The organism is Vibrio sp. CCUG 15886 (genome assembly GCF_028570825.1).
GTDB classification, from domain to species: Bacteria; Pseudomonadota; Gammaproteobacteria; order Enterobacterales; family Vibrionaceae; genus Vibrio; species Vibrio vulnificus_B.
Window position 1 is genome coordinate 1 of sequence record NZ_JAQQBT010000006.1, and the last position, 26,650, is coordinate 26,650.

Here is a 26,650-nt window from a genome sequence, read left to right on the forward strand (position 1 = left end):
GCGAAATTGGTAGACGCACCAGATTTAGGTTCTGGCGCCGCGAGGTGTGAGAGTTCGAGTCTCTCCTTCCGCACCATCATTGAACAAACCCAGCTTAGGCTGGGTTTTGTTTTATCTGACGTTCATATCTTCATTGCATTGTTCATTGTTTGTGAAAACAAAAAAAAAGCGAACTCGATGAGTCCGCTTTCCTTTCCTGATACAAACGCTCGTTTATGAGCCCTCTCCCAATGCCATCACATTCCTAGCGCATATTTCAACACTTGATGTTTGATAGGCCCAGAGTGCTCAGCCAACTTGAGGGCTGCGTTACGAACCAATTTTAATGGGGTGATATCGTTACTAAAGCCTTTGTAGAACAGATCCATTCCAGTTTGCATTAGCAAGTTGTCCGCATAGCGTGCTTTCTGATAGGCCGCTTGTTGAGCCACTGTCAAAGGTTGGTTTTCCGTCGCCTTGAGTAACGCTTCAACGTCTTTAAAACCAAGATTGACCCCTTGACCTGCTAATGGATTGATCGTGTGGGCTGCATCGCCAACCAACAAACAATTTTGTTGATAATACGCTTGTGCATGTCGTCGGGTTAATGGGAAAGAATCCCAGTACAGCACGTCAAACTCTCCCAATTCATCAGGGAAATGACGAATAATTTCCTGTTTCAGCTTTTCTGCGCTCATGGCTGACAATTCGCGAATACGTTTGGGTGAATCGTACCAAACCAAAGAACCTTGCTGGCCTTTCAATGGCAAAAAAGATCGTGGGCCACTTGGGGTAAATTGCTGCCAAGTGATCGCCTGTTGCGCAGATGTCGTCGCAATATTGATCAACATACAATGCTGGCGATAATCCCATGCGGTAATGCCAATGCCAGCCAACTCACGCACCTGAGAGTTGGCACCATCTGCGCCAATGACCCAAGAGGCTTCAATTTCTAAACCACTCTCAAGCGTCAACGTGTTGATCTCATCGAACTCAAGACGCTTCAGTTTATCTGGGCATTGCAGAGTCAAATTCGGGTACTGAGAAAACTCTTGCCACAACCCCAATTGAATGAGACGGTTCTCCACAATGTAACCTAGCTGTTCCAAATTGAGCTCATCGCTGTGAAAACGTGTACGACATTCTGGGTGCTCCCAGGTTTCTAACCGTTTGTAGGGGCAAACTCGAGTTTCTTGAATATGTTGCCAGGCCCCTAGCGATTCCAGCAAACGCACGGAGTTATGGGAAATGGCGGACACTCGGATGTCCATCGGTTGGCTTGCTTCAAACGCTTTCGGCTCAAACCCTTCAACCACGATGACTTTTCTGCCTTGTTTGGCAAATCCGATGGCCACAGCCGCACCTACCATGCCGCCACCGACGACGGCAATGTCGTATTTATTCATCTTGTACTCTTGATCAACTTGATTCAAAGACGGTTTTGCATTGTACGTTTTACTGGCAAGTTTGCGAAACACTTTGTCCCTATCAAGCGGCTTAGGTCACTCAGTTTCCATCGACAAAAACCTTAGAAAACCAAGGCGAAATACCTGACAAGACCCTAGATAAAATCAGGCTTTGCGAAGAATTCACCAGATCACTAGTCAGTAGGTTTTTAAAGCAGTACAATACGCCGCTTACCGCCGTGATGGCGGCTATACTTTGAACAATTTGTTCAACGAATTTTTAGTATTAACACGAGCGAAAGTGAGATGAGTAAGAAACTGCTAATTAAAACCTGGGGTTGCCAGATGAACGAATACGATTCATCGAAAATGGCGGATCTGCTGAACGCAGCAAATGGCTACGAATTGACAGAAGAACCAGAAGAAGCAGATGTTCTATTACTTAACACCTGTTCGATCCGTGAAAAGGCGCAAGAAAAAGTGTTCCACCAGCTTGGTCGTTGGAAAACACTCAAAGATAAAAAGCCAGGCGTCGTGATCGGTGTTGGTGGTTGTGTAGCAACACAGGAAGGCGATCACATTCGTGAGCGTGCTCCTTTTGTTGACGTTATCTTTGGTCCTCAAACCTTGCACCGTCTTCCTGAAATGATCAAACAATCACAAAGTGAAGATGCACCAGTGATGGACATTTCATTCCCAGAAATCGAGAAGTTTGACAGTCTGCCAGAACCACGTGCAGAAGGCGCAACCGCATTCGTTTCTATCATGGAAGGCTGTTCTAAGTACTGTACTTACTGCGTAGTGCCTTACACTCGTGGTGAAGAAGTCAGCCGCCCAATGGACGATGTGCTTTACGAAATCGCGCAACTTGCCGAGCAAGGTGTTCGCGAAGTCAACCTGCTAGGCCAAAACGTAAACGCATACCGTGGCCCAACGCACGATGGTGAAATCTGTTCTTTTGCAGAACTGCTTCGCCTTGTTGCGTCTATCGATGGTATCGACCGTATTCGCTTTACCACCAGCCACCCACTTGAGTTCACCGATGATATCATCGCTGTCTACGAAGATACGCCAGAGCTGGTGAGCTTCCTTCATCTACCAGTACAAAGTGGTAGCGATCGCATTCTGACGATGATGAAACGTCCTCACACTGGCATCGAATACAAGTCGATCATCCGTAAACTGCGTAAAGCGCGTCCTGATATCCAAATCAGTTCTGACTTTATTGTTGGCTTCCCCGGTGAAACCGACAAAGATTTCCAAGACACCATGAAACTGATCAAAGATGTCGACTTTGACATGAGCTTCAGCTTCATCTTCTCTCCTCGCCCAGGTACTCCTGCGGCAGATTACCCATGTGATCTTTCAGAAGAGACGAAGAAAGAGCGCTTGTACGAACTGCAACAACAAATCAACGCACAAGCCATGCGTTACTCTCGCCTCATGCTAGGCACAGAGCAGCGTGTACTGGTTGAAGGTCCTTCTAAGAAGAACTTGATGGAGCTACGTGCTCGTACAGAAAACAACCGTGTAGTAAACTTTGAAGGTAGCGCAGATCTGATTGGTCAGTTCGTTGATGTGAAAATTACCGATGTATTTGCAAACTCACTGCGTGGTGAGATTGTACGTACTGAAAAAGACATGGACCTACGTAGCATGATTTCGCCAACACAAATGATGGCCAAAACACGCCGCGAAGATGAGCTAGGTGTAGCGACATTTACGCCATAAGCTCGTATTAATCGCCATTGAGAGCCTGGTTGTTATCAGGCTCTCGTTAAGTGGCAGACAATGAGAGGCAACATTGAGCAATAAAATCGTCACTCTAGAGATTAACCTAGAACCCTCCGATAACCGCCGTCTTGCAAGCTTGTGCGGTCCTTTTGATGACAATATCAAACACTTAGAACGTCGACTCGGCGTTGAAATCAGTTACCGTGGCAACTTTTTTACCATCGTTGGTAAACCCCACACATCCGCTGCCGCGCTCGATATCATTAAAACGCTTTACGTTGAAACCGCGACTGTTCGCGGCCAAATTAAAGACGTTGAACCTGAAGATATCCACCTTGCGATCAAAGAATCTGGTGTGCTTGAACAGAACCAAGAGTCAGCCATCGCACATGGTAAAGAAGTGTTTGTCAAAACCAAGAAAGGGGTAATCAAACCTCGTACGCCGAATCAGGCGCAATACTTGGTCAACATGGTCACGCACGACATCACTTTCGGTATTGGCCCTGCTGGTACGGGTAAAACCTATCTTGCAGTTGCTGCAGCTGTCGATGCGCTAGAGCGTCAAGAGATCCGCCGCATTCTGCTCACTCGTCCTGCCGTTGAAGCGGGTGAAAAACTCGGCTTCCTACCGGGTGATTTGAGTCAGAAAGTCGATCCTTATTTACGCCCGCTTTACGATGCATTGTTTGAAATGCTCGGTTTTGAACGGGTTGAAAAGCTGATTGAGCGTAACGTCATCGAAGTGGCACCACTGGCATACATGCGTGGTCGCACACTCAACGATGCCTTCATCATTCTCGATGAGAGCCAAAACACCACAGTAGAACAGATGAAAATGTTCCTGACCCGTATCGGCTTTAACTCTCGCGCCGTGATCACAGGGGATGTCACGCAGATTGACTTACCTCGCGGTGCAAAATCTGGCCTTCGTCATGCCATCGAAGTGCTCAATGAAGTAGAAGAGATCAGCTTTAACTTCTTCCAATCCGATGACGTCGTTCGCCACCCAGTCGTCGCGCGCATCGTCAATGCCTACGAGAAGTGGGAAGCACAAGACCAAAAAGAACGTAAAGAGTTTGAACAACGTCGCCGAGAAGAGCGCGATGCCAAACTGCTTGAAGCCGCCAAAGCCGAGCTTTCTGCACAAATCAGCGCGGATAAGGAAACCACACATGGCAATTGAACTGGATCTGCAACTTGCGGTCGAAGATCAAAACGGCCTACCTAGTGCGCAAGATTTCCAAACCTGGCTGGACAAGACCATTCCGCCGTTTCAGCAACAGGCAGAAGTCACGATTCGCATCGTTGATAGCCAAGAGAGCCATCAGCTGAATCACGATTATCGTGGTAAAGATAAGCCCACTAACGTGCTTTCTTTTCCGTTTGAATCGCCCCCTGGAATGGAAATGGATTTGTTGGGTGATTTGGTTATTTGTCGCCAAGTGGTTGAACAAGAAGCCATAGAGCAAGACAAACCCCTGATGGCACATTGGGCGCATATGGTTGTACATGGTAGCTTGCATCTGTTAGGTTATGACCATATTGAGGACGACGAAGCTGAAGAGATGGAGTCCCTCGAAACAGAAATCATGCAAGGTATGGGATTTACTGACCCATACTTAGCAGAAAAAGAGTGAGCATTCGATACGCACTAGCGCGTTGAATGCCAAATGTGTGCTATCACACATCTGATAGCGTTACTTAATAGAGAAACAATGAACGACGACAATTCTCAAAATTCAGAAGGTCCGAGTAGAAAGTCCTTCTTCGGACGCCTGGGTCAATTATTTCAGGGTGAGCCTAAAGATCGCCAAGAGTTAGTGGATGTTATCCGAGATTCTGAAGTAAATGACCTGATTGACCATGACACTCGAGATATGCTCGAAGGTGTGATGGAAATTGCTGAAATGCGCGTTAGGGACATCATGATCCCTCGCTCGCAAATGGTCACCATCGAGAGAAAAGACAATCTCGATTCACTTATCGCACTGATCACTGATGCGCAACACTCGCGCTACCCAGTTATCAGTGAAGATAAAGACCATGTAGAAGGCATCCTACTTGCGAAGGACTTACTCAAATACTTAGGCTCAGACAGTGCTCCATTTGATATCGAAGAGGTTATCCGCCCAGCGGTCGTGGTTCCTGAAAGTAAGCGAGTCGATCGCCTACTGAAAGAATTCCGCCAAGAACGTTATCACATGGCCATTGTTGTTGATGAATTTGGTGGCGTCTCCGGCCTTGTCACCATCGAAGATATTCTTGAAGAAATTGTTGGGGATATCGAAGATGAGTTCGACGAAGAGGAAGATGCCGATATTCGTAAACTCAGCAAGCATACTTATGCGGTCAAAGCATTGACCACCATTGAAGAGTTTAACGAAACCTTTGGCAGTCGTTTTAGCGATGAAGAAGTGGATACAGTGGGTGGTTTGGTGATGACAGCCTTTGGTCACTTACCAACTCGTGGCGAGATCGTAGAAATTGATGGTTTCAATTTCAAAGTGACCGCCGCCGATAACCGTCGTGTTATCCAGTTACAAGTCACCGTGCCTGACTCGGTTTCTGTTGCAGAAACCACTCCTGAGTAACGATAACCGCCTCTGCAAAGAGGAATATCAGACGAACGATAGATGAAAAATACCCTATTTCATCGCCTCAAGCGGCCCATAGCGGCCGCTTTTGTTGGCGCTCTCACTACGCTTGCCTTTGCACCTTACCAAATTTGGTTGGTTGCGCTTATTACACCAGCCCTGTTACTGATCCTTATCCATGGTCAATCACGTCGCCAAGCCATTTGGACGGGTTACGCATGGGGATTAGGGCAGTTTGCCTCCGGCATTAGCTGGGTCTACGTCAGTATCGCAGGCTTTGGTGGCATGCCTCTGGCGGCTAACCTCTTTTTGATGGGTGCACTCATCGCCTATCTGGCCATCTACCCTGCACTCTTCACTTGGAGCTATCAACGCTTTTTTGCCAAAGCTACCTTGCTCAACTTGTTGCTTGCGGCGCCAGCCCTTTGGTTGATAGCCGACTGGCTGCGTGGTTGGGTGATGACGGGCTTCCCTTGGCTTTGGCTCGGTTACAGTCAAATCGATTCACCTCTGGCGAGTTTCGCTCCAATTGGTGGTGTTGAGCTGCTTACGTTACTGCTTCTGGTCGGTGCCGGAGCGATCGCCTATGCGGTAATTCATAAACGTTGGTCAATGCTACTCATCCCAACGGTGTTACTCAGCACGGGTTATGGCTTATCACACTGGGACTGGGTCACACCGCAACCGGACAAAACCACCAAAGTGGCGCTTATCCAAGGCAATGTCGACCAAAACTTAAAATGGTTACCAAGCCAACGCTGGCCAACCATTATGAAGTACACCGATTTGAGCCGTGAAAACTGGGACGCCGATATTATTATTTGGCCAGAGGCTGCCATTCCAGCGTTTGAAGTCGAGTTACCCTCCTACCTGAGTAATTTGGACAGTGCGGCAAAAATGAATCAAAGCGCGATCATCAGTGGCATTGTCAATCAAGCCGAAGATGGTCAGTTTTACAACAGCATTCTTGCTGTTGGCCTGACGCCTTATGGGGATTACTCTTTTGATCTCACTGAGCGTTATCATAAGCATCACCTGCTGCCGTTCGGTGAGTTTGTCCCGTTTGAGAGCATTTTACGTCCATTAGCACCGTTTTTTAATTTGCCCATGTCATCATTTAGCCGTGGGGATTTTGTGCAGCCTAATATCGTGGCAAATGGCCATCCAATGGCGCCAGCGCTGTGTTACGAAATCATCTTTAACGAGCAAGTAAGACAAAACGTTACCGACGACACCGATTTCCTTTTGACCCTATCAAACGACGCTTGGTTTGGTCGTTCAATTGGTCCCTTGCAACACATGGAAATCGCGCGAATGCGTGCTCTAGAACTGGGCAAACCGCTGATTCGTTCCACCAATAATGGTTTAACGGCCGTTACTGACCATAGAGGTAAAATTATCGCCTCTATTCCACAGTTTGAAACGGCGGTACTGCGGGCAGAGCTTACGCCAACCCAAGGACAAACGCCCTATCATCAACTGGGCAGTTGGCCACTCTACATTTGGGTTGCCTTGTCACTTGCTCTCGCATGGTGGCGAAAACGCCGCACGAGTGCTTAGCGGCAAAAGCAATGGAGAAAACCCGTTGCGAAAAGCGCAAGCACAGATGGGCAAAAAACAAAAGGTACGCAATGCGTACCTTTTCTGTTTCTCACGTGAGCAAAAAGAGCGTGATTACGGTTTCAACGCTTGGCGGCTAAAGCCCTTATGACCACATTTGATGCAAGGAATGATCACGGTTGGATGATTGTAGGAAGTTTTATGGCCACATTCATCACACACCAACACACCAAGCCCTATCACCTCTCCCGCTTCGTAAAGACCTTGATGTTCAAGATCTTCAAACAGTTCAACCCATTCCACTTTGGTTCTGTCAGTAATTTCGAGCAAACCTTGCCAAATAGAATCGGCAATGGTGAGGTAAAAAGGTCCACTTTTGCTCTCTTCATAGTTGTCGGCAAACTCTTTTAAGTCCGCTTTTACGTACGCAGAGATCAACGCCAACTCATCTTTGGTCATATCATTCGCCGCTGATATCACCTTGCCAGATGTTTCTAGGACGTTGTTCACTTCATCTGGGCTATGTTTGAGTGTCTCGATGACATCTTCCAACATTTCTTCATAACCGGATTTACGTTTCGGCATGGCAGTCCTCCATCTGTAAAGATTGGCTATTGTTGTGCACGGTACCTTTAGGTATTCTATGACGATCTATTTCAATCTGTTCTAACCGAACTCACAAATTCCAAGATAACCGGATACCATCGATGCAAGAACAATATAATCCACAAGATATTGAACAGAAAGTTCAACAGCACTGGGACAACAACAAAACATTTGTTGTGACTGAAGATCCAACCAAAGAGAAGTTCTACTGCCTCTCTATGTTCCCATACCCAAGTGGTCGACTGCACATGGGTCACGTGCGTAACTACACCATCGGTGACGTAGTATCTCGTTTCCAACGCCTACAAGGCAAAAACGTCATGCAGCCAATCGGCTGGGACGCATTCGGTCTACCTGCAGAAAACGCAGCGGTGAAAAACAACACCGCGCCTGCGCCTTGGACTTACGAAAACATCGAATACATGAAGAACCAACTTAAGCTTCTTGGCTTTGGTTATGACTGGAACCGCGAATTCGCCACTTGTACGCCTGAGTACTACCGTTGGGAACAAGAGTTCTTCACTAAGCTTTACCAGAAAGGTCTGGTTTACAAGAAGACGTCTTCTGTTAACTGGTGTCCAAACGACCAAACTGTTCTTGCGAACGAGCAGGTTGAAGACGGCTGCTGCTGGCGTTGTGATACGCCTGTAGAGCAAAAAGAAATTCCTCAATGGTTTATCAAGATCACAGAGTACGCTCAAGAACTGCTTGATGATCTAGACAAACTTGAAGGCTGGCCAGAAATGGTGAAAACCATGCAACGCAACTGGATTGGTCGTTCTGAAGGTGTGGAGCTCAAGTTTGAAGTGAAAGGTCAACAAGACCTAGAAGTGTACACCACTCGTCCAGACACACTAATGGGTGTAACTTATGTCGGTATCGCAGCAGGTCACCCTCTAGCGAAAATTGCCGCTGAGAATAACCCAGAGCTTGCTGCGTTCATCGAAGAATGTAAGAACACCAAAGTTGCTGAAGCTGAATTGGCCACCATGGAGAAGAAAGGTATGGCGACGGGCCTTACTGCTATTCATCCATTAAACGGCCGTGAAGTGCCAGTGTACGTCGCTAACTTCGTATTGATGGACTACGGTACAGGCGCTGTTATGGCAGTACCGGCACACGACCAACGTGACTTCGAGTTCGCCACTAAGTACGGTCTAGACATCATTCCGGTAATCAAGCCAATTGATGGCAGCGAGCTAGACATCTCAGAAGCGGCCTACACAGAGAAAGGCGTGCTGTTCGATTCAGGTGAGTTCGATGGCCTAGAATTCCAAGCAGCGTTCGATGCCATCGCAGCGAAGCTAGAAGCAGAAGGCAAAGGCACTAAGACGGTTAACTTCCGTCTACGTGACTGGGGTGTATCTCGTCAACGTTACTGGGGTGCACCAATCCCAATGGTCACCACTGAAGATGGCCAAGTTCACCCAGTACCCGCAGACCAACTACCCGTGATTCTTCCTGAAGACGTAGTAATGGACGGCGTAACGAGCCCAATCAAAGCCGACAAAGAGTGGGCGAAGACAACCTTCAACGGTGAGCCAGCTCTGCGTGAGACAGATACGTTCGATACCTTTATGGAATCTTCTTGGTACTACGCACGTTACTGTTCACCACAAGCTGACGACATCCTAGATCCAGAAAAAGCCAACTACTGGCTGCCTGTAGACCAATACATCGGCGGTATCGAGCACGCGTGTATGCACCTACTGTACTCTCGCTTCTTCCACAAACTGCTGCGTGATGCGGGCTACGTGACGTCTGACGAGCCGTTCAAGCAACTACTGTGTCAAGGCATGGTACTGGCAGATGCCTTCTACTACACCAACGATAAAGGTGGCAAAGAGTGGGTATCACCAACAGAAGTGAAAGTTGAACGCGATGGCAAAGGTCGCATCACTTCGGCTGTTGACAACGAAGGTCGTAACGTAGAACACTCAGGCATGATCAAAATGTCTAAGTCGAAAAACAACGGCATCGACCCACAAGAGATGGTCGACAAATACGGCGCAGACACAGTACGTCTATTCATGATGTTTGCTTCTCCAGCAGACATGACACTTGAGTGGCAAGAGTCTGGCGTAGAAGGGGCTAACCGCTTCCTGAAACGTGTTTGGAAACTCGTAAACGAGCACACATCAAAAGGCGCAGCAGAAGCAGTAAATGCAGCAGCACTGTCTGGTGATCAAAAAGCACTGCGTCGTGACGTTCACAAAACCATCGCCAAAGTAACCGATGACGTTGCGCGTCGTCAGACATTCAACACCGCAATCGCTGCGGTCATGGAGTTGATGAACAAGCTGGCGAAAGCGCCACAAGAATCTGCACAAGATCGTGCGATCCTTGATGAAGCGCTAAAAGCGGTCGTTGCGATGCTGTACCCAATCACTCCGCATATCTGTTTCGAAATGTGGACAGCACTTGGCCAGCAAGACATCGACAACGCATCTTGGCCAACTTACGATGAGCAAGCTCTGGTTGAAGACGAAAAACTGATTGTTGTTCAAGTAAACGGCAAAGTCCGCGGTAAAATCACCGTTGCTGCAGACGCAACCAAAGAGCAAGTTGAAGAAATTGGTCTTAACGAAGAAAACGTCTCTAAACACCTAGACGGCGTGACTATCCGTAAAGTGATTTACGTACCAGGCAAACTATTGAGCATCGTGGCGAACTGATCACGATATCAAGAGCGAAAAACCACCAGGTGAGGCGAACCAACGCGCTTCATCTTGGTCAAAGTTTGGGGTAGCTCGCCTACCCCTACTTATCTAAAATCATTAGCACAGAGTGATTTTAGATAAGTCTAACCGTCGTGCTGCTAGCGGTAGCCCGTTTTCTGAACATCAAGAAGAGCATCTCAATGCGTTTTACGTCCGTGTTTAAACTCTCATCCATTTTGGTTCTATCAGCCATGTTGTCTGCATGTGGTTTTCATTTACGTGGTGAGTACTCCGTTCCTGAAGAACTAAGCACACTCTCGTTTACCAGCTACGATGATTACAGCCCGCTCACTCGTTCAGTGAAAGCGCAATTGATTCTGAACAAAGTCAATCTCGTCGCTCCAGCTGAAACAGTTCCAAATCTATATTTGATTGGCGAGAACATCTCTGAGCGCACTTTATCGCTTTACCAAAACAGCCGTGCCGCAGAAAAAGAGCTGACTTACGTCGTGAGCTACCGAGTTACCGTACCTGATCTTGGCAGTCAAAGCTTCCAAACAACCGTCAATCGCAACTACCTAGATAACCCGCTGACTGCGTTGGCAAAATCGGTGGAACGTGAAGTGATCGAGGATGAAATGCGCAACCAAGCGGCCAGTCAAATGATGCGTCAACTAGGTCGCCTTCGTGCGGAATACGAGGAACAAACCGTCAACTCAAGTAATCAGTAATTATGCGAATTTTTGCCGATAACCTTGCTCAGCAACTGACGAAAGAACTCAAACCTGTCTATTTGATTTTCGGGAATGAACCGCTACTGATCCAAGAAAGCCGCTCTGCTATTCAAAAAGCAGCGTTTCAACAAGGTTTCGAAGAGCGTCATCGCTTTGCCGTAGATGCAAGCTTAGATTGGAATCAAGTCTATGACTGCTGCCAAGCTTTGAGTCTTTTTTCCAGCCGCCAACTGATTGAACTTGAACTGCCAGAAAGCGGTGTCAACGTCTCAATCGCCAACGAGTTGCTTTCTGTCGCTCAGATACTGCATGCCGATATTATGTTAGTCATCATTGGCAGCAAACTCACCAAAGCGCAAGAAAACGCCAAATGGTTCAAAACATTGAGCCAGCAAGGCCACTGGATCAGTTGTCTAACACCCGATAATCAACGCCTGCCACAGTTTGTATTAAATCGCTGCCGTCTACTGAATTTAAAACCAGACCAACAAGCGGTACAAATGCTAGCGCAATGGCATGAAGGAAATCTTTTTGCCCTTTCTCAAAGCCTGGAGAAATTGGCACTGCTCTATCCAGACGGCGAACTCAATTTGATTCGTTTGGAGGGATCCCTCAGTCGACATAATCACTTTACTGTTTTTCACTGGATTGACGCACTATTAGAAGGGAAAGCCAACCGCTGCCAAAAAATCTTGCGCCAACTTGAAGCAGAAGACATTGAAGCGATTATTTTGTTGCGCTCATTGCAAAAAGAGCTGCTATTGCTTTTACAAATGCAGCAACAACTGCAGCAAAGCTCTATGATGCAAGTGTTCGAAAAGCACCGAATTTGGCAAAACAAGAAACCGCTCTACACTGCGGCTTTAACTCGACTCAAGAGCACTAAGCTAAGACAACTGCTCACATTGCTTGCAAAGGCAGAGATTCTGGCCAAAACGCAGTATGAGCAACCAGTATGGCCAATTCTTCAGCAATTAAGCGTCGAGATGTCTCTCCCTGACGTAGAGTTAGCTTTTAAAAGTTAAAAGCGTGCTATATTGCGCGCGCATGTAAAACAGAGAACAACACCGAGGAAATATTCGTGCTTCGCGAAGAACTAAAAGACTTTTTGGCTGATAAAGCCGACGATATGAAAGCAGAAAACATCGTAATTCTGAACGTGGAAGACAAATCCAGCGTGACAGATTATATGGTCATCTGCACTGGCACATCGAAACGTCATGTTGCATCGATTGCTGATCACGTCGCTGATGAAGTAAAAAAAGTAGGCCTTCAGCCATTAGGCATGGAAGGTGAAAACGAAGGCGAATGGGTCGTACTGGATATGGGTGATGCGATGCTACACGTAATGCAAGAAGAACACCGCCAGCTATACCAACTCGAAAAACTTTGGGGTTAATGGTTTGAAAATTCAGTTGATCGCCGTTGGCACAAAAATGCCAAAGTGGGTTGAAGAAGGTTTTCAAGAATATCGCCGTCGTTTCCCGCACGATATGCCACTAGAGCTCATCGAAATCACGGCGGGTAAACGAGGCAAAAACGCAGATATCGCCCGTATTTTGCAAAAAGAAGGCGAAGCGATGTTAGCCGCCATTCCAAAAGGCAATCGCATTGTCACACTCGATATCCCTGGAAAGAAGTGGGATACCCCAGAGTTGGCACAACAGCTTGAAGCGTGGAAACTGGATGGTCGAGATGTCTCGATCTTGATTGGTGGCCCAGAAGGATTAGCACCGGCATGCAAAGCCGCTGCGGAACAAAGTTGGTCTCTTTCAGCGCTCACCTTACCTCACCCGTTAGTGCGCATTGTGATGGCCGAGAGTTTATATCGTGCGTGGAGTATCACCACGAATCACCCTTATCATCGAGAATAAGTTCAGCCCAATGAGTGAGACGCTGCGTTAATGATGAGAAAACGCCGAACCACGATACGAGATTACCAAGCCGAAGCACGGTTGTTTGCCAATCGTGCTCTGGTGTCTTTTTTCGGTATCGTCGCCTTAATGGGCGTTCTGGTGACCAACCTATACAACATTCAGGTCAACCAGTATCAAGATTACAAAACCCGCTCGAATGACAACCGCATTAAAGTGGTGCCCATCGCACCAAATCGTGGCTTGATTTATGATCGCAACGGCGTGTTATTAGCGGAAAACAGACCGGTTTTTGACTTGGAAATCACACCGGAAAAAGTCAAAAACATGGATGCCACGATTACTCAGTTGCAAACTCTGTTTGAAATCACGCCAGAACAAATCGAACGTTTCCATCGCGAGCGAAAACGCACGCGTCGCTTCAAATCGGTCCCGATTCTCAGTCAACTTACAGAAAAACAAGTCGCGGTATTCTCCGTGAATCAATACCGTTTTCCTGGCGTTGAAGTGTCTGGCACATTGAAGCGCTACTACCCTTATGGCGAAATTCTCACTCATGTGATTGGCTACGTATCACGCATCAACGACCGAGACATGCAACGGCTGAGTGATGAAGGTAAAGAAGCCAACTATCAAGCAACACGCGACATCGGCAAGCTTGGCATTGAGAAGTTTTACGAAGACATGCTCCACGGAACGGCAGGCTACCAAGAAGTCGAGGTCAACAGCCGTGGGCGGGTCATCCGCACCCTCAAATTTGTTCCGCCAGTGCCTGGCAAAGATATTGTGTTGAACATTGATATCAAACTGCAAACCTATGTTCATCAGTTGCTCGACGGTAGACGAGGCAGTGCGATCGTACTGGATCCGAAAGACAATGGCATTTTGGCCATGGTATCGAGCCCAAGTTATGACCCCAATGCGTTCGTCCACGGTATTTCAGGCAAAGGTTACAGCGATCTTCTTAACGACAAAAACCGCCCGTTGGTAAACCGTTCGACGCTGGGGATTTACCCCCCCGCTTCGACCGTCAAACCCTTTATCGCCGTCTCTGCATTGCAAGAAGGTGTGGTAACACCAAACACAACCAGAAACGATCCTGGTTATTGGCGCATCCCCAACTCCGATACACGTCCCTTCCGTGACTGGCTGCGTTGGGGACATGGTCGAGTGAACTTGGTGCAATCCATTGAAGAATCGGTCGATACCTTCTTCTACCAAATCGCTTACGACTTGGGCATTGATCGTCTTTCCAATTGGATGAGCATGTTTGGTTTTGGTGACTACACCGGCATCGATATCTTTGAAGAAAGCAAAGCCAACATGCCAACACGCGATTGGAAAATGTCTCGTCATAAAACACCTTGGTACAAAGGCGACACCATTCCTGTTGGTATTGGCCAAGGTTACTGGACAGCCACCCCAATGCAACTTGCGAAAGCCACTTCTGTATTAGTTAACGAAGGAAACGTGACCGCACCGCACTTATTGCGTGCGACGATTGAAAACGGTGAAGCGTTTGACAACCGAGTGTTGTCGGATTACGTCACTTACCCCCCCATTCAAAACGTACCAGACAAATACTGGAACCTCGCCAAAGAAGGGATGCGCTTGGTTAACCATGGCAAGAAAGGCACCGCGCGACGCTCATTTACCGGTATGTCTTACATGACCGCAGGTAAATCAGGCACAGCGCAGGTTTTTGGCTTGGCAGAAGACCAAGAATACAACGCCGATGAGCTGGCCGAGCACTTACGCGACCACGCTCTCTTTACTGGCTTTGCGCCATTTGACGATCCCAAAATCATCGTCACTATAGTGTTAGAAAACGCCGGCGGCGGCTCCTCCAATGGTGCTCCTGTCGCAAGACGTATTTTTGATAAAGTGTTACTCGATAAAGACAGTGACGAGGTCAAACACTGATGAAACTCGATCCAGCAACCGGAAAGAATCGCGCTCTGTTTGAGCGATTTCATATCGACCTGCCACTTCTTCTAGGCATTTTGGCCCTGATGGGGTTTGGCTTAGTTGTGATGTACAGTGCCAGCGGGCAAAGTTTGGCGATGATGGATCGCCAAGCGATGCGCATGGCACTCTCTATCGTGGTGATGCTCGTGTTAGCACAAATTTCACCACGCACCTACGAATCGTTAGCCCCTTTAATGTTTGTTGGCGGCGTAATCCTTCTTCTTGGCGTACTCTTTTTCGGTGAAGCGTCAAAAGGAGCTCAACGCTGGTTGAATCTTGGTTTCGTCCGCTTTCAGCCCTCAGAGCTGCTTAAACTGGCGGTACCATTAATGGTAGCGCGCTTCATTGGTAAACGGCCGCTGCCTCCCACCTTCCAAACCTTGTGTATCGCATTGGTGATGGTGTTCATTCCGACCATTTTGATCGCTAAACAACCTGACCTCGGCACTTCGATTCTGATTGCGGCCTCGGGTATTTTCGTTATCTTCTTAGCGGGGATCAGCTGGCGCATTATTGGTGCGGCAGCGGTGGCGTTAGCCGCATTTATCCCAATTTTGTGGTTCTTCTTGATGCGCGAGTATCAGAAAGTGCGTGTCAGGACCCTTTTTAATCCTGAGTCAGATCCTCTTGGTGCGGGCTATCATATTATTCAGAGTAAAATCGCCATCGGTTCTGGCGGCATATCTGGTAAGGGCTGGCTGCAAGGGACACAGTCTCAACTCGAATTTCTTCCTGAGCGACATACCGACTTCATCTTTGCGGTGATTGCCGAAGAATGGGGCATGATTGGCTTCTTACTGCTGCTTTCGCTGTACCTATTCATCATCGGTCGTGGGCTTTACTTAGCGTCTCAAGCACAAACGGCGTTTGGCCGTATGATGGCAGGCAGTGTTGTGTTGAGCTTTTTCGTTTACATCTTTGTTAACATCGGCATGGTCAGCGGTATCTTGCCCGTTGTGGGGGTACCACTGCCACTCATCAGTTATGGCGGTACTTCCATGGTGACCTTGATGGCGGGCTTCGGTATTCTGATGTCTATCCATACTCACCGTAAAGCATTCTCAAAGGCAAATTAATGAATAAATCCATTGTTATCTTCAGTTTACTTTGCGGCGCGTCGCTTTTAGCGGGCTGTAGCTCTAAACCTGAGGGGCGCTATAGCCTAGAGTCAGATGTTGCTCCTGACCAGCCGATTTCCGTCGAGCATATCGAAGATGCCCACCCACGTTATGAGCCATACAGCTTAGGTGGAAACAAAGATTACACTTTGCGCGGTCAAGACTACAAAATTGTGCGCGATGTAAAAGGTTTTAAAGAGTCTGGTATTGCCTCTTGGTACGGTAAAAAATTCCAGGGCCATCTCACCTCGAATGGTGAAATCTACGATATGTACTCGATGACAGCAGCGCATAAAACCCTGCCATTGCCCAGTTACGTGAAAGTGACCAATAAAGACAATGGCAAAAGCACCATTGTGCGGGTGAACGATCGTGGTCCTTTCCACGAAGGACGTATTATTGACCTGAGCTACGCCGCCGCTTACAAACTGGATGTACTAAAAACGGGCACCGCCAATGTGGAAATTGAAGTATTGAACTTTGAACCACCAACCGATGCTAAAGCGCTGGAAAATCATCCCAAATATTTCATTCAAGTATTAAGTTCAAAATCTGCCGAACGAGCGAGAACTTTAGGACAAGATCTTGGTCAAAGCCTGAATGCAGAGTCTTTCTTAGAAAGTACCGACGATACGCATCGTCTCATGTTGGGGCCATTTACTGACTTTACGCTGACGCAACAGATCTTGGATCAGGTTAAGTTGGCGGGTCATGAAAGCGCCTTCATCAGAAAGCGAGCCATAACTCGTTGACAACTGACACGACACTTTCTAGTGTTAGACGCTCTGACTTACAGTGCGAATCTGTTAAGATATGGACAATTAACCAAAAAAATTGAATTACCATGAACAAAACAACAAAAATTGTGAAATCCACTCTCGTTTCTTCCCTTGCACTTTCTGCAACGCTGGCTTACTCAGTTTCTGCTGCTCCAGTTGTGGTGCCTGACGCGCCACAAATCGCAGCCAAAGGTTTTGTTCTAATGGACTACCATTCAGGCAAAGTCCTGGCTGAAAAAGAGATGAATACGAAGCTCTCTCCAGCCAGCTTGACCAAAATGATGACCAGCTACGTGATTGGCCAAGAGCTTGAACGTGGCAACATCAGCCTAGAAGATGACGTAGTCGTCAGTAAAAACGCTTGGGCGAAGAACTTCCCTGACTCTTCAAAAATGTTTATCGAAGTGGGCACCACGGTAAAAGTAAAAGATCTTAACCGTGGCATCATCATCCAATCCGGTAACGACGCCTGTGTGGCCATGGCAGAACATATTGCGGGTTCAGAAGATGCGTTTGTTGATCTCATGAACGCTTGGGCAAGTTCTATTGGCATGACCAACACACATTTTGCCAACGTACATGGTTTGGATAACGCCAACCTATACTCAACGCCGTACGACATGGCGCTCCTTGGTCAAGCATTGATCCGTGATGTGCCGGATGAATACCGTATCTACTCAGAGCAAAAATTTACTTACAACGGCATTACCCAGTACAACCGTAACGGTCTGTTGTGGGATAAAAGCATGAATGTGGATGGCATCAAAACGGGCCACACAAGCAATGCAGGTTACAGCCTAGTAAGTTCTGCCACTGAAGGTAAGATGCGTCTTATCGCTGTCGTCATGGGCACCAAAGACATGAACGCACGTAAGTCAGAAAGTAAGAAACTTCTGAGTTACGGCTTCCGTTTCTTCGAAACCGTTGCGCCGCACAAAGCCGGTGAAACTTTCGTCGAAGAAAAAATCTGGATGGGTAACAAAGACACCCTAGCATTGGGTGTTAATGAAGACACTTACGTCACGTTACCTCGTGGTCAAGCGAAAAACCTCACCGCCAGTTTTGTACTTGAAAAAGAACTTCAAGCTCCGATTAAGAAAGGCGATGTGGTTGGTAAGCTTTACTACCAAGTCGATGGTGAAGATGTGGCTCAGTACCCACTACTGGCTCTTGAGTCGGTTGATGAAGGCAGCCTATTCAGCCGTCTTTGGGATTATCTAGTACTGCTATTTAAGAGCCTGTTCTAATTTCAAAACAGACTGTTAGCCTAAAGCCGCCAATTTGGCGGCTTTGTTGTACTTGAGTTCACATAAAACAGACGTTACTATTGCGCCCCGCATAACCGAATATCTAACTGGAGTTATCCTCAATGCTCACCATCAACTCTGATGCCAAACTGAAAGATCTTCTTGAGTTCCCTTGTTCATTTACATACAAGGTAATGGGTTACGCAAAACCTGAACTGCCAGAGAAAGTGTTGGAAGTGATTCAGCGCCATGCTCCTGGAGATTACAGCCCTGCAGTAAAACCTAGTGCAAAAGGTAACTATCACTCGGTTTCTATCAACATCACTGCCACCTCTATCGAGCAGGTTGAAACGCTGTACAAAGAGCTCGGCGAAATCGACATTGTACGCATGGTTCTATAATTTTTTGATAAATTAAATTTTTTTTGAAAGCAGCTTATGGCTGCTTTCTTTATATTTATCAGAGAGATAAAAACCTAAGCACGACCAAATGCGTTAAATAGTTGTGAAACAAATATAGTTCCCAACCGTGAACAGGTTTATAATGCAAAAACTTTACTAAGCGATAACAGGAAATATCATGCAAAACCAATTAGTTGTAAAACGACTTGGCCGTCGAGATTACCTGCCAGTATGGCAAGCAATGCATGAATTTACTGATACACGCAACGAGGAGACACCGGACGAAGTGTGGTTGGTTGAACACAACCCCGTTTTTACCCAAGGCCAAGCGGGTAAAGCAGAGCACCTTCTCAATACCGGTGATATTCCTGTTGTGCAAAGCGATCGTGGCGGACAAGTGACTTATCATGGACCCGGTCAACTGGTGGCCTATTTCCTCATCAACCTACGTCGCAAAAAATTGGGTGTGCGAGATCTCGTCACGACTATCGAGAACCTCGTAATCAATACGCTTAAAGCATACAATATCGACTCCGCAGCCAGACCGGATGCACCCGGCGTTTACGTCGACGGTAGAAAGATATGTTCGTTAGGTCTGCGTATCCGCAAAGGATGCTCTTTCCACGGGCTCGCACTCAACGTAAATATGGACCTTTCCCCTTTCTTGAGAATTAACCCATGTGGTTATCAAGGCATGGAGATGGTTCAAGTGAGTGAACTGGGAGGCCCCACGGACATCGCTCTCGTTGAGCAACAATTAGTCAAAGAACTGGTAAATTTGCTTGGTTATGAGCAAGTTGAATTCAGCACAGAAGCAGAAGTAAGAGAAGCATGAGTAAACCAATCCAGATGGAAAAAGGCGTTAAATATCGTGACGCCGACAAAATGGCTCTGATTCCCGTCAAGAACATGCCGACAGAGCAAAAAGAGGTCCTACGCAAGCCTGATTGGATGAAGATCAAGTTGCCTGCAGATAGCCAACGCATTCAAGATATTAAATCCGCTATGCGTAAAAATAATCTGCACTCGGTTTGCGAAGAGGCTTCTTGTCCAAACTTGGCGGAGTGCTTTAACCACGGTACGGCAACCTTTATGATTCTAGGTGCCATTTGTACTCGCCGTTGCCCATTCTGTGATGTTGCCCATGGCCGACCTCTTCCACCAGAAGCAGAAGAACCCACAAAGCTGGCAAAAACCATTGCCGATATGAAACTCAAATACGTGGTGATTACGTCCGTTGACCGCGACGATCTGCGTGACGGTGGAGCAAAACATTTTGCCGATTGTAACCGTGAAATTCGCGCTCAAAGCCCACAAATTCGTATCGAAACATTGGTTCCTGACTTCCGTGGTCGTATGGACGTGGCGCTAGATGCACTAAAAGAGAATCCGCCAGACGTGTTCAACCACAACTTGGAAACTGCGCCACGCCTGTACCGTAAGGTGCGTCCAGGGGCAAACTACCAATGGTCATTGGATCTTCTGAAGAAATTCAAAGAGCAGCATCCTGATGTCCCAACCAAATCGGGACTCATGATGGGTTTAGGTGAAACCAAAGAAGAGATCGTTGAAGTGCTCAAAGATCTTCGTGCGCATGGTGTGACCATGCTGACACTCGGCCAATACCTTGCTCCAAGTCGCCACCATCTTCCGGTAGAGCGTTACGTTCCACCAGCAGAATTTGATGAGCTCAAAGAGATTGCTCTGGAACTCGGTTTCACTCATGCAGCTTGTGGTCCATTTGTGCGTTCGTCTTATCATGCCGATATGCAGGCGCAAGGCTTAGAAGTCAAATAAGCCAAATCACTGATTGCCTCGAAAAACAAAAAGCTGGTATTGATAACCAGCTTTTTATTTGTCTTAAATCTTTGTCTATCCAGCCTTCACGACATGAATTGCTTGTCATCTATTGGTCAATTCTATAGGCTTGATGCAAACGTATATCCATCGCATTGCGTATGGCATTCTAAATTTTCAAAAAAGTAGGATTGATTAGATGAACAAATTAGGTTTTATCACCCTATTCGCCTCGGCTCTTTTGGTTGGTTGTGCCCAACAAAACACCGCACAAGATAACTACCGCGAAGCGTCTTTTGAGCTATGCAATACCGAAGTAAAACTTTACTCAGTCAGTAAAGACGGACGTGTCCGCATTGTATGCGCTGATGGTGCGAAGTTTGCACTAAACAGTGAAGAGACATTGAATGTGATGCGTGATATCAATATCGATTACTGTGATGGCGAAGGCTTAGGCAAGTTTAGCGAAACCAATAGTTACTACTCGTTCCAATGTAAATCAGGTTCGCTATTAAGCATTTCTAAAGACAAGTAATAGCTCTCGCCACTCAAACACTCTTGGTTGAATGGTGACTTTTCTTGTTCCTTTTACTGTTTTAACTAAGAAATGTACGAATGAAAAAGGCTTCCATCCGGAAGCCTTTTTGATGTTCAAGTAACCAAAATCTTATGCGTAAACAGGTAGACGCTTACAGATTTCTAGTACTTTCTGTTTCGTTGCTTCGATAACCGCTTCATTGCCGATGTTGTCTAATACGTCACACATCCAGTTTGCTAGCTCTTTCGCGTCCGCTTCAGTGAAGCCACGGCGAGTGATCGCTGGCGTACCAACACGGATACCCGAAGTCACAAACGGACTACGAGGGTCATTTGGTACTGAGTTCTTGTTTACCGTGATGTTTGCTGCGCCTAGTGCCGCGTCAGCATCTTTACCTGTAATGTCTTTGTCGATTAGGTCAACAAGGAACAGGTGGTTTTCTGTACCGTTAGATACGATTTTGTAACCACGCTCTTGGAATTGAGCCACCATCGCTTTTGCGTTTTTCACTACGCGCGCTTGGTAAGCTTTAAACTCAGGTTCCATCGCTTCTTTGAACGCTACTGCTTTACCCGCGATAACGTGCATTAGAGGACCGCCTTGGCCACCAGGGAAAACGGCCGAGTTCAGTTTCTTGTACATGTCTTCGCCAGCGTTAGACAGGATAAGACCACCACGTGGACCTGCTAGCGTTTTGTGCGTCGTTGTCGTTACTACGTGTGCGTGTGGCACAGGTGTTGGGTATTCACCTGCTGCGATAAGACCCGCAACGTGCGCCATATCGACGAATAGGTAAGCGTCAACTTTGTCCGCGATTTCACGCATGCGCTTCCAATCAACGATTTGAGAGTACGCTGAGAAACCACCGATGATCATCTTAGGTTTGTGCTCAAGCGCTAGCGTTTCCATCTCGTCGTAGTTAATTTGACCCGCTTCATCGATACCGTAAGGGATAACGTTGTAGTGCTTACCAGAGAAGTTAACTGGTGAGCCGTGCGTCAAGTGGCCACCGTGCGCAAGGCTCATACCTAATACAGTGTCGCCTGGGTTAAGCAGCGCCATATACACTGCACTGTTTGCTTGAGAACCTGAGTGAGGCTGTACGTTTGCATATTCACAACCGAACAACTGGCATGCGCGATCAATTGCGAGTGCTTCCGCTTTATCAACATATTCACAGCCACCGTAGTAACGCTTGCCTGGGTAGCCTTCAGCGTACTTATTGGTTAGCTGAGAGCCTTGAGCTTCCATTACACGTGGGCTTGTGTAGTTTTCTGAAGCGATCAGCTCGATGTGTTCTTCCTGGCGAAGAGTTTCTTCCTGGATAGCTGCGAATAGCTCCGCATCGTAATCAGCGATATTCATATCACGCTTAAGCATCTGTATCTCCTGACTCAGATTTGACTGAAAGTTGCAAAAAAACTGGTTAATGACCCAACGCAAACGTTTTCGTCACCATAATGGCGCGCATTCTACATAATTTGATCCAGGTCATAAAGAGAAAATTCACTTTTCTCTATGCAGTTTCTTCATGATGACATGTGAAAGATTTCATCTTGGCTTTGTCCTTAAGCGAAAATGCAATCTAAAGTGTCAATTTTGCGTTTCACACCCTGTAAAACAACAATTACATAGGTTTACCCTAATTTTAACCCGCTAGCTACCAAAAAGATCAGCTTTTTACTACTATGCACGCCCTTAATCGCAAATGAAATTTAACCACTGATGGAAAAACACTCACGTAGAGAAGACTGGATCGCCATATTAACCGGCACCTTTCTCGTCGCCCAAGGCGTCTTTTTTCTGCAATCAGCCAATCTACTGACAGGCGGGACAACTGGGCTTGCTCTGTTAGTCACTCAGTTTACTCCATTCACTTTTGGAATGTTGTATTTTTTGGCGAATTGTCCTTTCTATTTATTGGCTTGGAAACGCTATGGGCGTCGCTTTGCTTTTAATAGTGCCATTTCTGGTGGTTTAGTCTCGATTTTTGCCGATAACCTATATTTAGTAATCTCTGTTGAGCATATCAATGAAGTTTACTGCGCGATTGCGGGTGGGCTGTTAATGGGTCTAGGCATGCTTATCCTATTTCGTCATCGCTCCAGTTTGGGGGGCTTTAACGTGCTTTGCCTCGACATCCAAGATAAATTTGGTGTTTCAGTGGGCAAATCGCAGATGGCAATTGATGCAACCATCCTATTTGCTTCCTTTTTCTTTGTCAGCCCGACCACGATCGCACTGTCGATTCTCGGCGCTTTTGCATTGAATTTAGTACTCGCGATGAATCATAAGCCGCATCGATACTCGGTTCGTTATCAGTAATCTGTTTTACCCTGCAACAAAAAAAGGCTTTGGGACTTCCAAAGCCTTTGAACGTATTAGGGGCGTGCCGTTAGCGTTCTTTATAACCAACAACAAACTTAACGTTCAATCAAGAGAATACGAGTCTCGTAAGGTTTGAGTACTTGGTGATGTGAAGCCATGGCACTCGGTCGATTTTGGTAATTAGACAGCAAACATTTCGCTTTACGCATGTCGAGACCCAATGGCAATACACACTCCACCTCTTCCCCGTAGTAGTTATTGATGCACACCAGTTGCTGAGCCGCACTGGTCCGCGCATAAGCAAACACACTCTGATGCTCGGGTAATAAGTCTTGATAATCACCTTGGGTGATCACTGGCACCTCTTTACGTAGTTCAATCAATCGTTTATAGAAATAGAATACAGAATTGAGATCCGCCACAGCCGCTTCCGCGTTGATCTTCGAGTAGTTACTCGCCACCGCTAACCAAGGTTCTCCTTGCGTAAATCCTGCGTGTTTTTCTTCTGACCACTGCATTGGGGTGCGTGAATTATCACGAGACTTTTGTGCCAAAATCGCCATCATCTCGTCATGGTCAACTCCCTGCTGCTCAACCATGATCTGATACATGTTGGTGCTTTCAACATCACGATACTGTTCAATCTCGGTATACCCTGGGTTGGTCATGCCAATTTCTTCGCCTTGATAAACATAAGGCGTGCCTTGCATCATATGAACCGAAGCTGCCAACATTTTTGCCGATTCAACACGATACGCTTGATCGTTGCCCAAACGGCTCACGATACGTGGCTGATCATGGTTACACCAAAAGAGCGCTCCCCACCCTTTCCCATTCAGGCCGGTTTGCCAATGATTAAAAATCTGTTTGAGCTGGAGAAAGTCAAATGGTGCCTTGGTCCATTTTTCACCATTTGGATAATCCACTTTCAGATGATGGAAATTGAACACCATGGAAAGCTCTTTACCATCAAGTGAGGAGTACTGCTGACAATGCTCTAAGGTTGTCGATGACATCTCACCCACTGTCACACTGCCATACTTTTGGAAAACGGCTTGACTGATCTCTTGGAGATAGTCGTGCACACGCGGTCCATCAGTATAGAAACGACGCCCATCGCCAATCTCATCGTCGCAAAAATCTTGTTGCTTCGAAATCAGATTGATGACGTCCAGACGAAATCCGTCAACGCCTTTTTCCGCCCAAAAACGAATAACATTTTTCACTTCCTCACGAACCGTGGGATTTTCCCAATTGAGATCGGCCTGCTCTTTGGCGAAAAGGTGCAGATAATATTGGCCCGTTTGTTCATCCAGCGCCCAAGCGCTGCCACCAAACTTAGACTGCCAATTATTGGGTACCTTTCCTTCGACCGGGTCTTTCCAGATGTAGTAATCCCGATATGGACTGTTTTTGTTACCCAGTGCCGATTGAAACCAAGCGTGTTCGGTCGAGGTGTGGTTCACCACAATGTCCATGATAAGACGGATTCCGAGCTGATGCGCTTTCTCGAGCAATTCATCAAAATCCGCCATCGTGCCAAACTGAGGATTAATTCGGTAGTAATCCGAAATGTCGTATCCATTATCGACCATCGGCGATTGGTAAACCGGCGTCAGCCAGATTGCATCAATACCGAGATGCTTCAAATATTCCAACTTAGAGATGATGCCTTGAATATCTCCCGTCCCCTTTGCCCCGCTGTCGCAAAAACTTTTTGGGTAGATTTGATAGATAGTGGCGGTTTTCCACCAATGTGCATCTGTGTTACGTGTTGTCATGGTAAAGACTCACTTACCGAAGAGAAACAAAGCGGAGTGGCCATTCGCCACTCCAAATCGATGAAATTATGCGTTTACCGGTTCGAGTTCGCCTTTGGCTTCTGCTCGCTTGTAAAACACTAGAGTGAGGGCTGCTGGCAACACAATGGCGGTCAGCATCGCCAGTGCGTAAATACCCCAAAATTGTGGTTGAATTGAGAGAATGCCAGGTAGGCCACCCACCCCGATGCCATTTGCCATCACACCAGCACCACCACAAATTGCGGCTGCGACAGCACTACCAATCATCGCGCTCAGCATAGGGAACTTGTACTTGAGGTTGATGCCGTACATGGCAGGCTCAGTCACACCTAAATAGGCTGAAATCGCAGCGGGCACAGAGATGTCACGCTCGCCATGTTTTTTACTGATAATGATGATGCCAACAACGGCAGACGCCTGTGCAATATTTGACAACGCAATCAGCGGCCAAATTGGCGTACCACCCATCTCTTGCATCAACTGCAAATCCACAGCGTTGGTTGTATGGTGAATACCGGTGATCACAAGTGGTGCGTACAAGAAGCCAAAAATCATTGAGCCTAACACTGCAAAGTCGCCCGTCATGGCCGCTTTTGCCGCAAATGCCACGCCATCACCAAGCACACGGCCAAACGGGCCAATCAAAGAATGAGCAAGAATAACGGATAGGATGATCGAGACAAACGGCACCACCACGAGGTAGAGATAAGAAGGGACGATACGTTTTAGGTTAGTTTCAATGAAAGCCAACGCAACACCTGCCAACATGGCTGGGATCACCTGCGCTTGATAGCCGACCTTTTCAATCACAAACAGACCAAAGTCCCACACTTCTGGGGCTTGTTTACCTATTAAGTAGGCGTTCATGAGCTGCGGTGAAACCAGTGTTACACCGAGTGTAATGCCCAAAATCGGTGTCCCGCCGAGTTTCTTCACGGTAGACCAGCACACCCCTACTGGTAGGAAGAAGAAAATCGCTTCGCCAATCAACCATAAAAAGGAGTGAACCGTTGCCCAAAACTGGCTAATCTCCGTCAATGTCTGGCCATCAAACATCTTGATGTCGCCAATCACATTACGGAAACCAAGGATTAAACCACCAGTGATGATCGCAGGGAGCAGAGGGACAAAAATTTCAGCAAGATGGGAGATTCCGCGCTCAATGATGTTCATGTTTTGACGAGCCGCCAATTTCGCATCGTCTTTGCTCGCTTCCGATTTACCTGAAATCTCGAGCAACACTTTATAGACAGCATCAACTTCCGTGCCAATCACCACTTGAAATTGACCCGCGTTGGTAAAGCATCCTTTGACCATCGACAATGTTTCGATTTGCTTAACATCGGCGGCCGACGTGTCGTTCAACACAAAGCGAAGGCGTGTCAAACAGTGGCTGACACTGGCGATGTTGTCGCTTCCTCCGACTAGCTCGATGAGACGTTCAACGTCCTTGCGCGCTATCTTACTCATAACTCTGTCCACCCTATTCTGATCTACTCAATTATAGTTTTTAGATAATGGGAAC

The 26,650-nt window shown here is 47.0% G+C and carries 25 protein-coding genes; 20 read left to right on the forward strand and 5 right to left on the reverse strand.

Annotated elements, in window-relative coordinates:
• Window positions 1–219 (forward strand): hypothetical protein (locus PQQ36_RS13005; protein ID WP_225489748.1); only part of this gene is annotated, 219 nt, incomplete at its 5' end.
• A gap of 17 nt (window positions 220–236) precedes the next feature.
• Here PQQ36_RS13005 and PQQ36_RS13010 read toward each other — a convergent pair.
• Window positions 237–1,385, reverse strand: a complete 1,149-nt coding sequence (locus tag PQQ36_RS13010) for a 2-octaprenyl-3-methyl-6-methoxy-1,4-benzoquinol hydroxylase (protein WP_224638885.1) — start codon at window positions 1,383–1,385, stop codon at window positions 237–239.
• A 306-nt stretch (window positions 1,386–1,691) separates the two neighbouring features.
• On the opposite strand from PQQ36_RS13010, the gene miaB reads away from it, so the two are divergent.
• The 5 genes from miaB to lnt all read left to right on the forward strand — a co-directional run bounded on the left by miaB (window position 1,692) and on the right by lnt (window position 7,273).
• Window positions 1,692–3,116: a tRNA (N6-isopentenyl adenosine(37)-C2)-methylthiotransferase MiaB gene (gene miaB / locus PQQ36_RS13015; RefSeq protein ID WP_224638884.1), complete on the forward strand. Its 1,425-nt coding sequence runs from the start codon at window positions 1,692–1,694 to the stop codon at window positions 3,114–3,116.
• 73 nt (window positions 3,117–3,189) lie between these two features.
• Window positions 3,190–4,302: a PhoH family protein gene (locus tag PQQ36_RS13020; RefSeq protein WP_011149715.1), complete on the forward strand. Its 1,113-nt coding sequence runs from the start codon at window positions 3,190–3,192 to the stop codon at window positions 4,300–4,302.
• Window positions 4,292–4,756, forward strand: a complete 465-nt coding sequence (ybeY, locus tag PQQ36_RS13025) for an rRNA maturation RNase YbeY (RefSeq protein WP_045620344.1) — start codon at window positions 4,292–4,294, stop codon at window positions 4,754–4,756. Before PQQ36_RS13020 ends, ybeY begins: the two co-directional genes overlap by 11 nt.
• A 78-nt stretch (window positions 4,757–4,834) precedes the next feature.
• Window positions 4,835–5,710 (forward strand): CNNM family magnesium/cobalt transport protein CorC, encoded by an 876-nt coding sequence (gene corC / locus PQQ36_RS13030; RefSeq protein WP_011078378.1) that lies wholly within the window; start codon window positions 4,835–4,837, stop codon window positions 5,708–5,710.
• Window positions 5,711–5,752: 42 nt separating this feature from the next.
• The gene (gene lnt / locus PQQ36_RS13035) at window positions 5,753–7,273 is read left to right on the forward strand and encodes an apolipoprotein N-acyltransferase (protein ID WP_225470815.1); all 1,521 of its coding nucleotides are present in this window, start codon (window positions 5,753–5,755) and stop codon (window positions 7,271–7,273) included.
• Between the two features lie 114 nt (window positions 7,274–7,387).
• On the opposite strand, the gene PQQ36_RS13040 is transcribed toward lnt, so the two are convergent.
• Entirely contained in the window at window positions 7,388–7,858 is a 471-nt protein-coding gene (locus PQQ36_RS13040) for a zinc ribbon-containing protein (RefSeq protein WP_011078380.1), read from the reverse strand.
• Between the two features lie 122 nt (window positions 7,859–7,980).
• On the opposite strand from PQQ36_RS13040, the gene leuS reads away from it, so the two are divergent.
• From leuS to PQQ36_RS13105, 13 genes are all read left to right on the forward strand, one after another.
• The gene (gene leuS, locus PQQ36_RS13045; RefSeq protein ID WP_045612907.1) at window positions 7,981–10,554 is read left to right on the forward strand and encodes a leucine--tRNA ligase; all 2,574 of its coding nucleotides are present in this window, start codon (window positions 7,981–7,983) and stop codon (window positions 10,552–10,554) included.
• A 185-nt stretch (window positions 10,555–10,739) separates the two neighbouring features.
• Window positions 10,740–11,270 carry an LPS-assembly lipoprotein LptE gene (locus PQQ36_RS13050; RefSeq protein WP_011078382.1) on the forward strand — a complete coding sequence of 177 codons (531 nt, stop codon included), beginning with the start codon at window positions 10,740–10,742 and terminating at the stop codon, window positions 11,268–11,270.
• Between the two features lie 2 nt (window positions 11,271–11,272).
• Window positions 11,273–12,298, forward strand: a complete 1,026-nt coding sequence (gene holA, locus PQQ36_RS13055) for a DNA polymerase III subunit delta (protein ID WP_273661634.1) — start codon at window positions 11,273–11,275, stop codon at window positions 12,296–12,298.
• A gap of 56 nt (window positions 12,299–12,354) precedes the next feature.
• Window positions 12,355–12,672 (forward strand): ribosome silencing factor, encoded by a 318-nt coding sequence (rsfS, locus tag PQQ36_RS13060; RefSeq protein WP_013572279.1) that lies wholly within the window; start codon window positions 12,355–12,357, stop codon window positions 12,670–12,672.
• Window positions 12,673–12,676: 4 nt separating this feature from the next.
• A complete protein-coding gene (gene rlmH, locus PQQ36_RS13065; protein ID WP_011078385.1) occupies window positions 12,677–13,147 on the forward strand; it encodes a 23S rRNA (pseudouridine(1915)-N(3))-methyltransferase RlmH in 471 nt (156 codons plus the stop codon).
• Window positions 13,148–13,177: 30 nt separating this feature from the next.
• Entirely contained in the window at window positions 13,178–15,070 is a 1,893-nt protein-coding gene (gene mrdA / locus PQQ36_RS13070) for a penicillin-binding protein 2 (RefSeq protein ID WP_080535754.1), read from the forward strand.
• Window positions 15,070–16,191, forward strand: a complete 1,122-nt coding sequence (rodA, locus tag PQQ36_RS13075; RefSeq protein WP_011078387.1) for a rod shape-determining protein RodA — start codon at window positions 15,070–15,072, stop codon at window positions 16,189–16,191. The genes mrdA and rodA overlap by 1 nt, the downstream gene beginning before the upstream one ends.
• Window positions 16,191–16,985, forward strand: coding sequence for a septal ring lytic transglycosylase RlpA family protein (locus PQQ36_RS13080; protein ID WP_017420884.1), 795 nt, complete (start codon window positions 16,191–16,193; stop codon window positions 16,983–16,985). The genes rodA and PQQ36_RS13080 overlap by 1 nt, the downstream gene beginning before the upstream one ends.
• A gap of 92 nt (window positions 16,986–17,077) precedes the next feature.
• Entirely contained in the window at window positions 17,078–18,259 is a 1,182-nt protein-coding gene (locus tag PQQ36_RS13085) for a serine hydrolase (protein ID WP_011078389.1), read from the forward strand.
• 122 nt (window positions 18,260–18,381) lie between these two features.
• Window positions 18,382–18,660 (forward strand): DUF493 family protein YbeD, encoded by a 279-nt coding sequence (gene ybeD, locus PQQ36_RS13090; protein WP_011078390.1) that lies wholly within the window; start codon window positions 18,382–18,384, stop codon window positions 18,658–18,660.
• A 178-nt stretch (window positions 18,661–18,838) separates the two neighbouring features.
• Entirely contained in the window at window positions 18,839–19,495 is a 657-nt protein-coding gene (gene lipB / locus PQQ36_RS13095; RefSeq protein WP_013572280.1) for a lipoyl(octanoyl) transferase LipB, read from the forward strand.
• Complete coding sequence (lipA, locus tag PQQ36_RS13100) at window positions 19,492–20,457, forward strand: lipoyl synthase (protein ID WP_225470814.1); 966 nt, start codon at window positions 19,492–19,494, stop codon at window positions 20,455–20,457. Before lipB ends, lipA begins: the two co-directional genes overlap by 4 nt.
• A gap of 199 nt (window positions 20,458–20,656) precedes the next feature.
• On the forward strand, window positions 20,657–20,992 hold the full coding sequence (locus PQQ36_RS13105) for a hypothetical protein (RefSeq protein WP_011078393.1): 336 nt from the start codon (window positions 20,657–20,659) through the stop codon (window positions 20,990–20,992).
• Window positions 20,993–21,124: 132 nt separating this feature from the next.
• Here PQQ36_RS13105 and glyA read toward each other — a convergent pair whose 3' ends face one another.
• The gene (glyA, locus tag PQQ36_RS13110; protein WP_011078394.1) at window positions 21,125–22,375 is read right to left on the reverse strand and encodes a serine hydroxymethyltransferase; all 1,251 of its coding nucleotides are present in this window, start codon (window positions 22,373–22,375) and stop codon (window positions 21,125–21,127) included.
• A gap of 345 nt (window positions 22,376–22,720) precedes the next feature.
• On the opposite strand from glyA, the gene PQQ36_RS13115 reads away from it, so the two are divergent.
• Window positions 22,721–23,320 (forward strand): YitT family protein, encoded by a 600-nt coding sequence (locus PQQ36_RS13115; protein ID WP_225470813.1) that lies wholly within the window; start codon window positions 22,721–22,723, stop codon window positions 23,318–23,320.
• A 98-nt stretch (window positions 23,321–23,418) separates the two neighbouring features.
• Here PQQ36_RS13115 and treC read toward each other — a convergent pair whose 3' ends face one another.
• Both treC and treB read right to left on the reverse strand, forming a co-directional pair.
• The gene (gene treC, locus PQQ36_RS13120) at window positions 23,419–25,104 is read right to left on the reverse strand and encodes an alpha,alpha-phosphotrehalase (RefSeq protein ID WP_258427610.1); all 1,686 of its coding nucleotides are present in this window, start codon (window positions 25,102–25,104) and stop codon (window positions 23,419–23,421) included.
• A 66-nt stretch (window positions 25,105–25,170) separates the two neighbouring features.
• A complete protein-coding gene (gene treB, locus PQQ36_RS13125; RefSeq protein WP_043920904.1) occupies window positions 25,171–26,595 on the reverse strand; it encodes a PTS trehalose transporter subunit IIBC in 1,425 nt (474 codons plus the stop codon).
• Window positions 26,596–26,650: the final 55 nt, after the last annotated feature.

Bases quoted from the DNA above. Each gene is read 5' to 3' on its own strand.
- PQQ36_RS13010 (WP_224638885.1), bottom strand. From the start codon at position 1,385: ATGAATAAATACGACATTGCCGTCGTCGGTGGCGGCATGGTAGGTGCG.
- PQQ36_RS13080 (WP_017420884.1), top strand. From the start codon at position 16,191: ATGAATAAATCCATTGTTATCTTCAGTTTACTTTGCGGCGCGTCGCTT.
- corC (WP_011078378.1), top strand. From the start codon at position 4,835: ATGAACGACGACAATTCTCAAAATTCAGAAGGTCCGAGTAGAAAGTCC.
- lipB (WP_013572280.1), top strand. From the start codon at position 18,839: ATGCAAAACCAATTAGTTGTAAAACGACTTGGCCGTCGAGATTACCTG.
- rodA (WP_011078387.1), top strand. From the start codon at position 15,070: ATGAAACTCGATCCAGCAACCGGAAAGAATCGCGCTCTGTTTGAGCGA.
- holA (WP_273661634.1), top strand. From the start codon at position 11,273: ATGCGAATTTTTGCCGATAACCTTGCTCAGCAACTGACGAAAGAACTC.
- PQQ36_RS13085 (WP_011078389.1), top strand. From the start codon at position 17,078: ATGAACAAAACAACAAAAATTGTGAAATCCACTCTCGTTTCTTCCCTT.
- treC (WP_258427610.1), bottom strand. From the start codon at position 25,104: ATGACAACACGTAACACAGATGCACATTGGTGGAAAACCGCCACTATC.
- PQQ36_RS13050 (WP_011078382.1), top strand. From the start codon at position 10,740: ATGCGTTTTACGTCCGTGTTTAAACTCTCATCCATTTTGGTTCTATCA.
- ybeY (WP_045620344.1), top strand. From the start codon at position 4,292: ATGGCAATTGAACTGGATCTGCAACTTGCGGTCGAAGATCAAAACGGC.
- miaB (WP_224638884.1), top strand. From the start codon at position 1,692: ATGAGTAAGAAACTGCTAATTAAAACCTGGGGTTGCCAGATGAACGAA.
- glyA (WP_011078394.1), bottom strand. From the start codon at position 22,375: ATGCTTAAGCGTGATATGAATATCGCTGATTACGATGCGGAGCTATTC.
- PQQ36_RS13040 (WP_011078380.1), bottom strand. From the start codon at position 7,858: ATGCCGAAACGTAAATCCGGTTATGAAGAAATGTTGGAAGATGTCATC.
- lipA (WP_225470814.1), top strand. From the start codon at position 19,492: ATGAGTAAACCAATCCAGATGGAAAAAGGCGTTAAATATCGTGACGCC.
- mrdA (WP_080535754.1), top strand. From the start codon at position 13,178: ATGATGAGAAAACGCCGAACCACGATACGAGATTACCAAGCCGAAGCA.
- ybeD (WP_011078390.1), top strand. From the start codon at position 18,382: ATGCTCACCATCAACTCTGATGCCAAACTGAAAGATCTTCTTGAGTTC.
- leuS (WP_045612907.1), top strand. From the start codon at position 7,981: ATGCAAGAACAATATAATCCACAAGATATTGAACAGAAAGTTCAACAG.
- lnt (WP_225470815.1), top strand. From the start codon at position 5,753: ATGAAAAATACCCTATTTCATCGCCTCAAGCGGCCCATAGCGGCCGCT.
- treB (WP_043920904.1), bottom strand. From the start codon at position 26,595: ATGAGTAAGATAGCGCGCAAGGACGTTGAACGTCTCATCGAGCTAGTC.
- PQQ36_RS13105 (WP_011078393.1), top strand. From the start codon at position 20,657: ATGAACAAATTAGGTTTTATCACCCTATTCGCCTCGGCTCTTTTGGTT.
- PQQ36_RS13115 (WP_225470813.1), top strand. From the start codon at position 22,721: ATGGAAAAACACTCACGTAGAGAAGACTGGATCGCCATATTAACCGGC.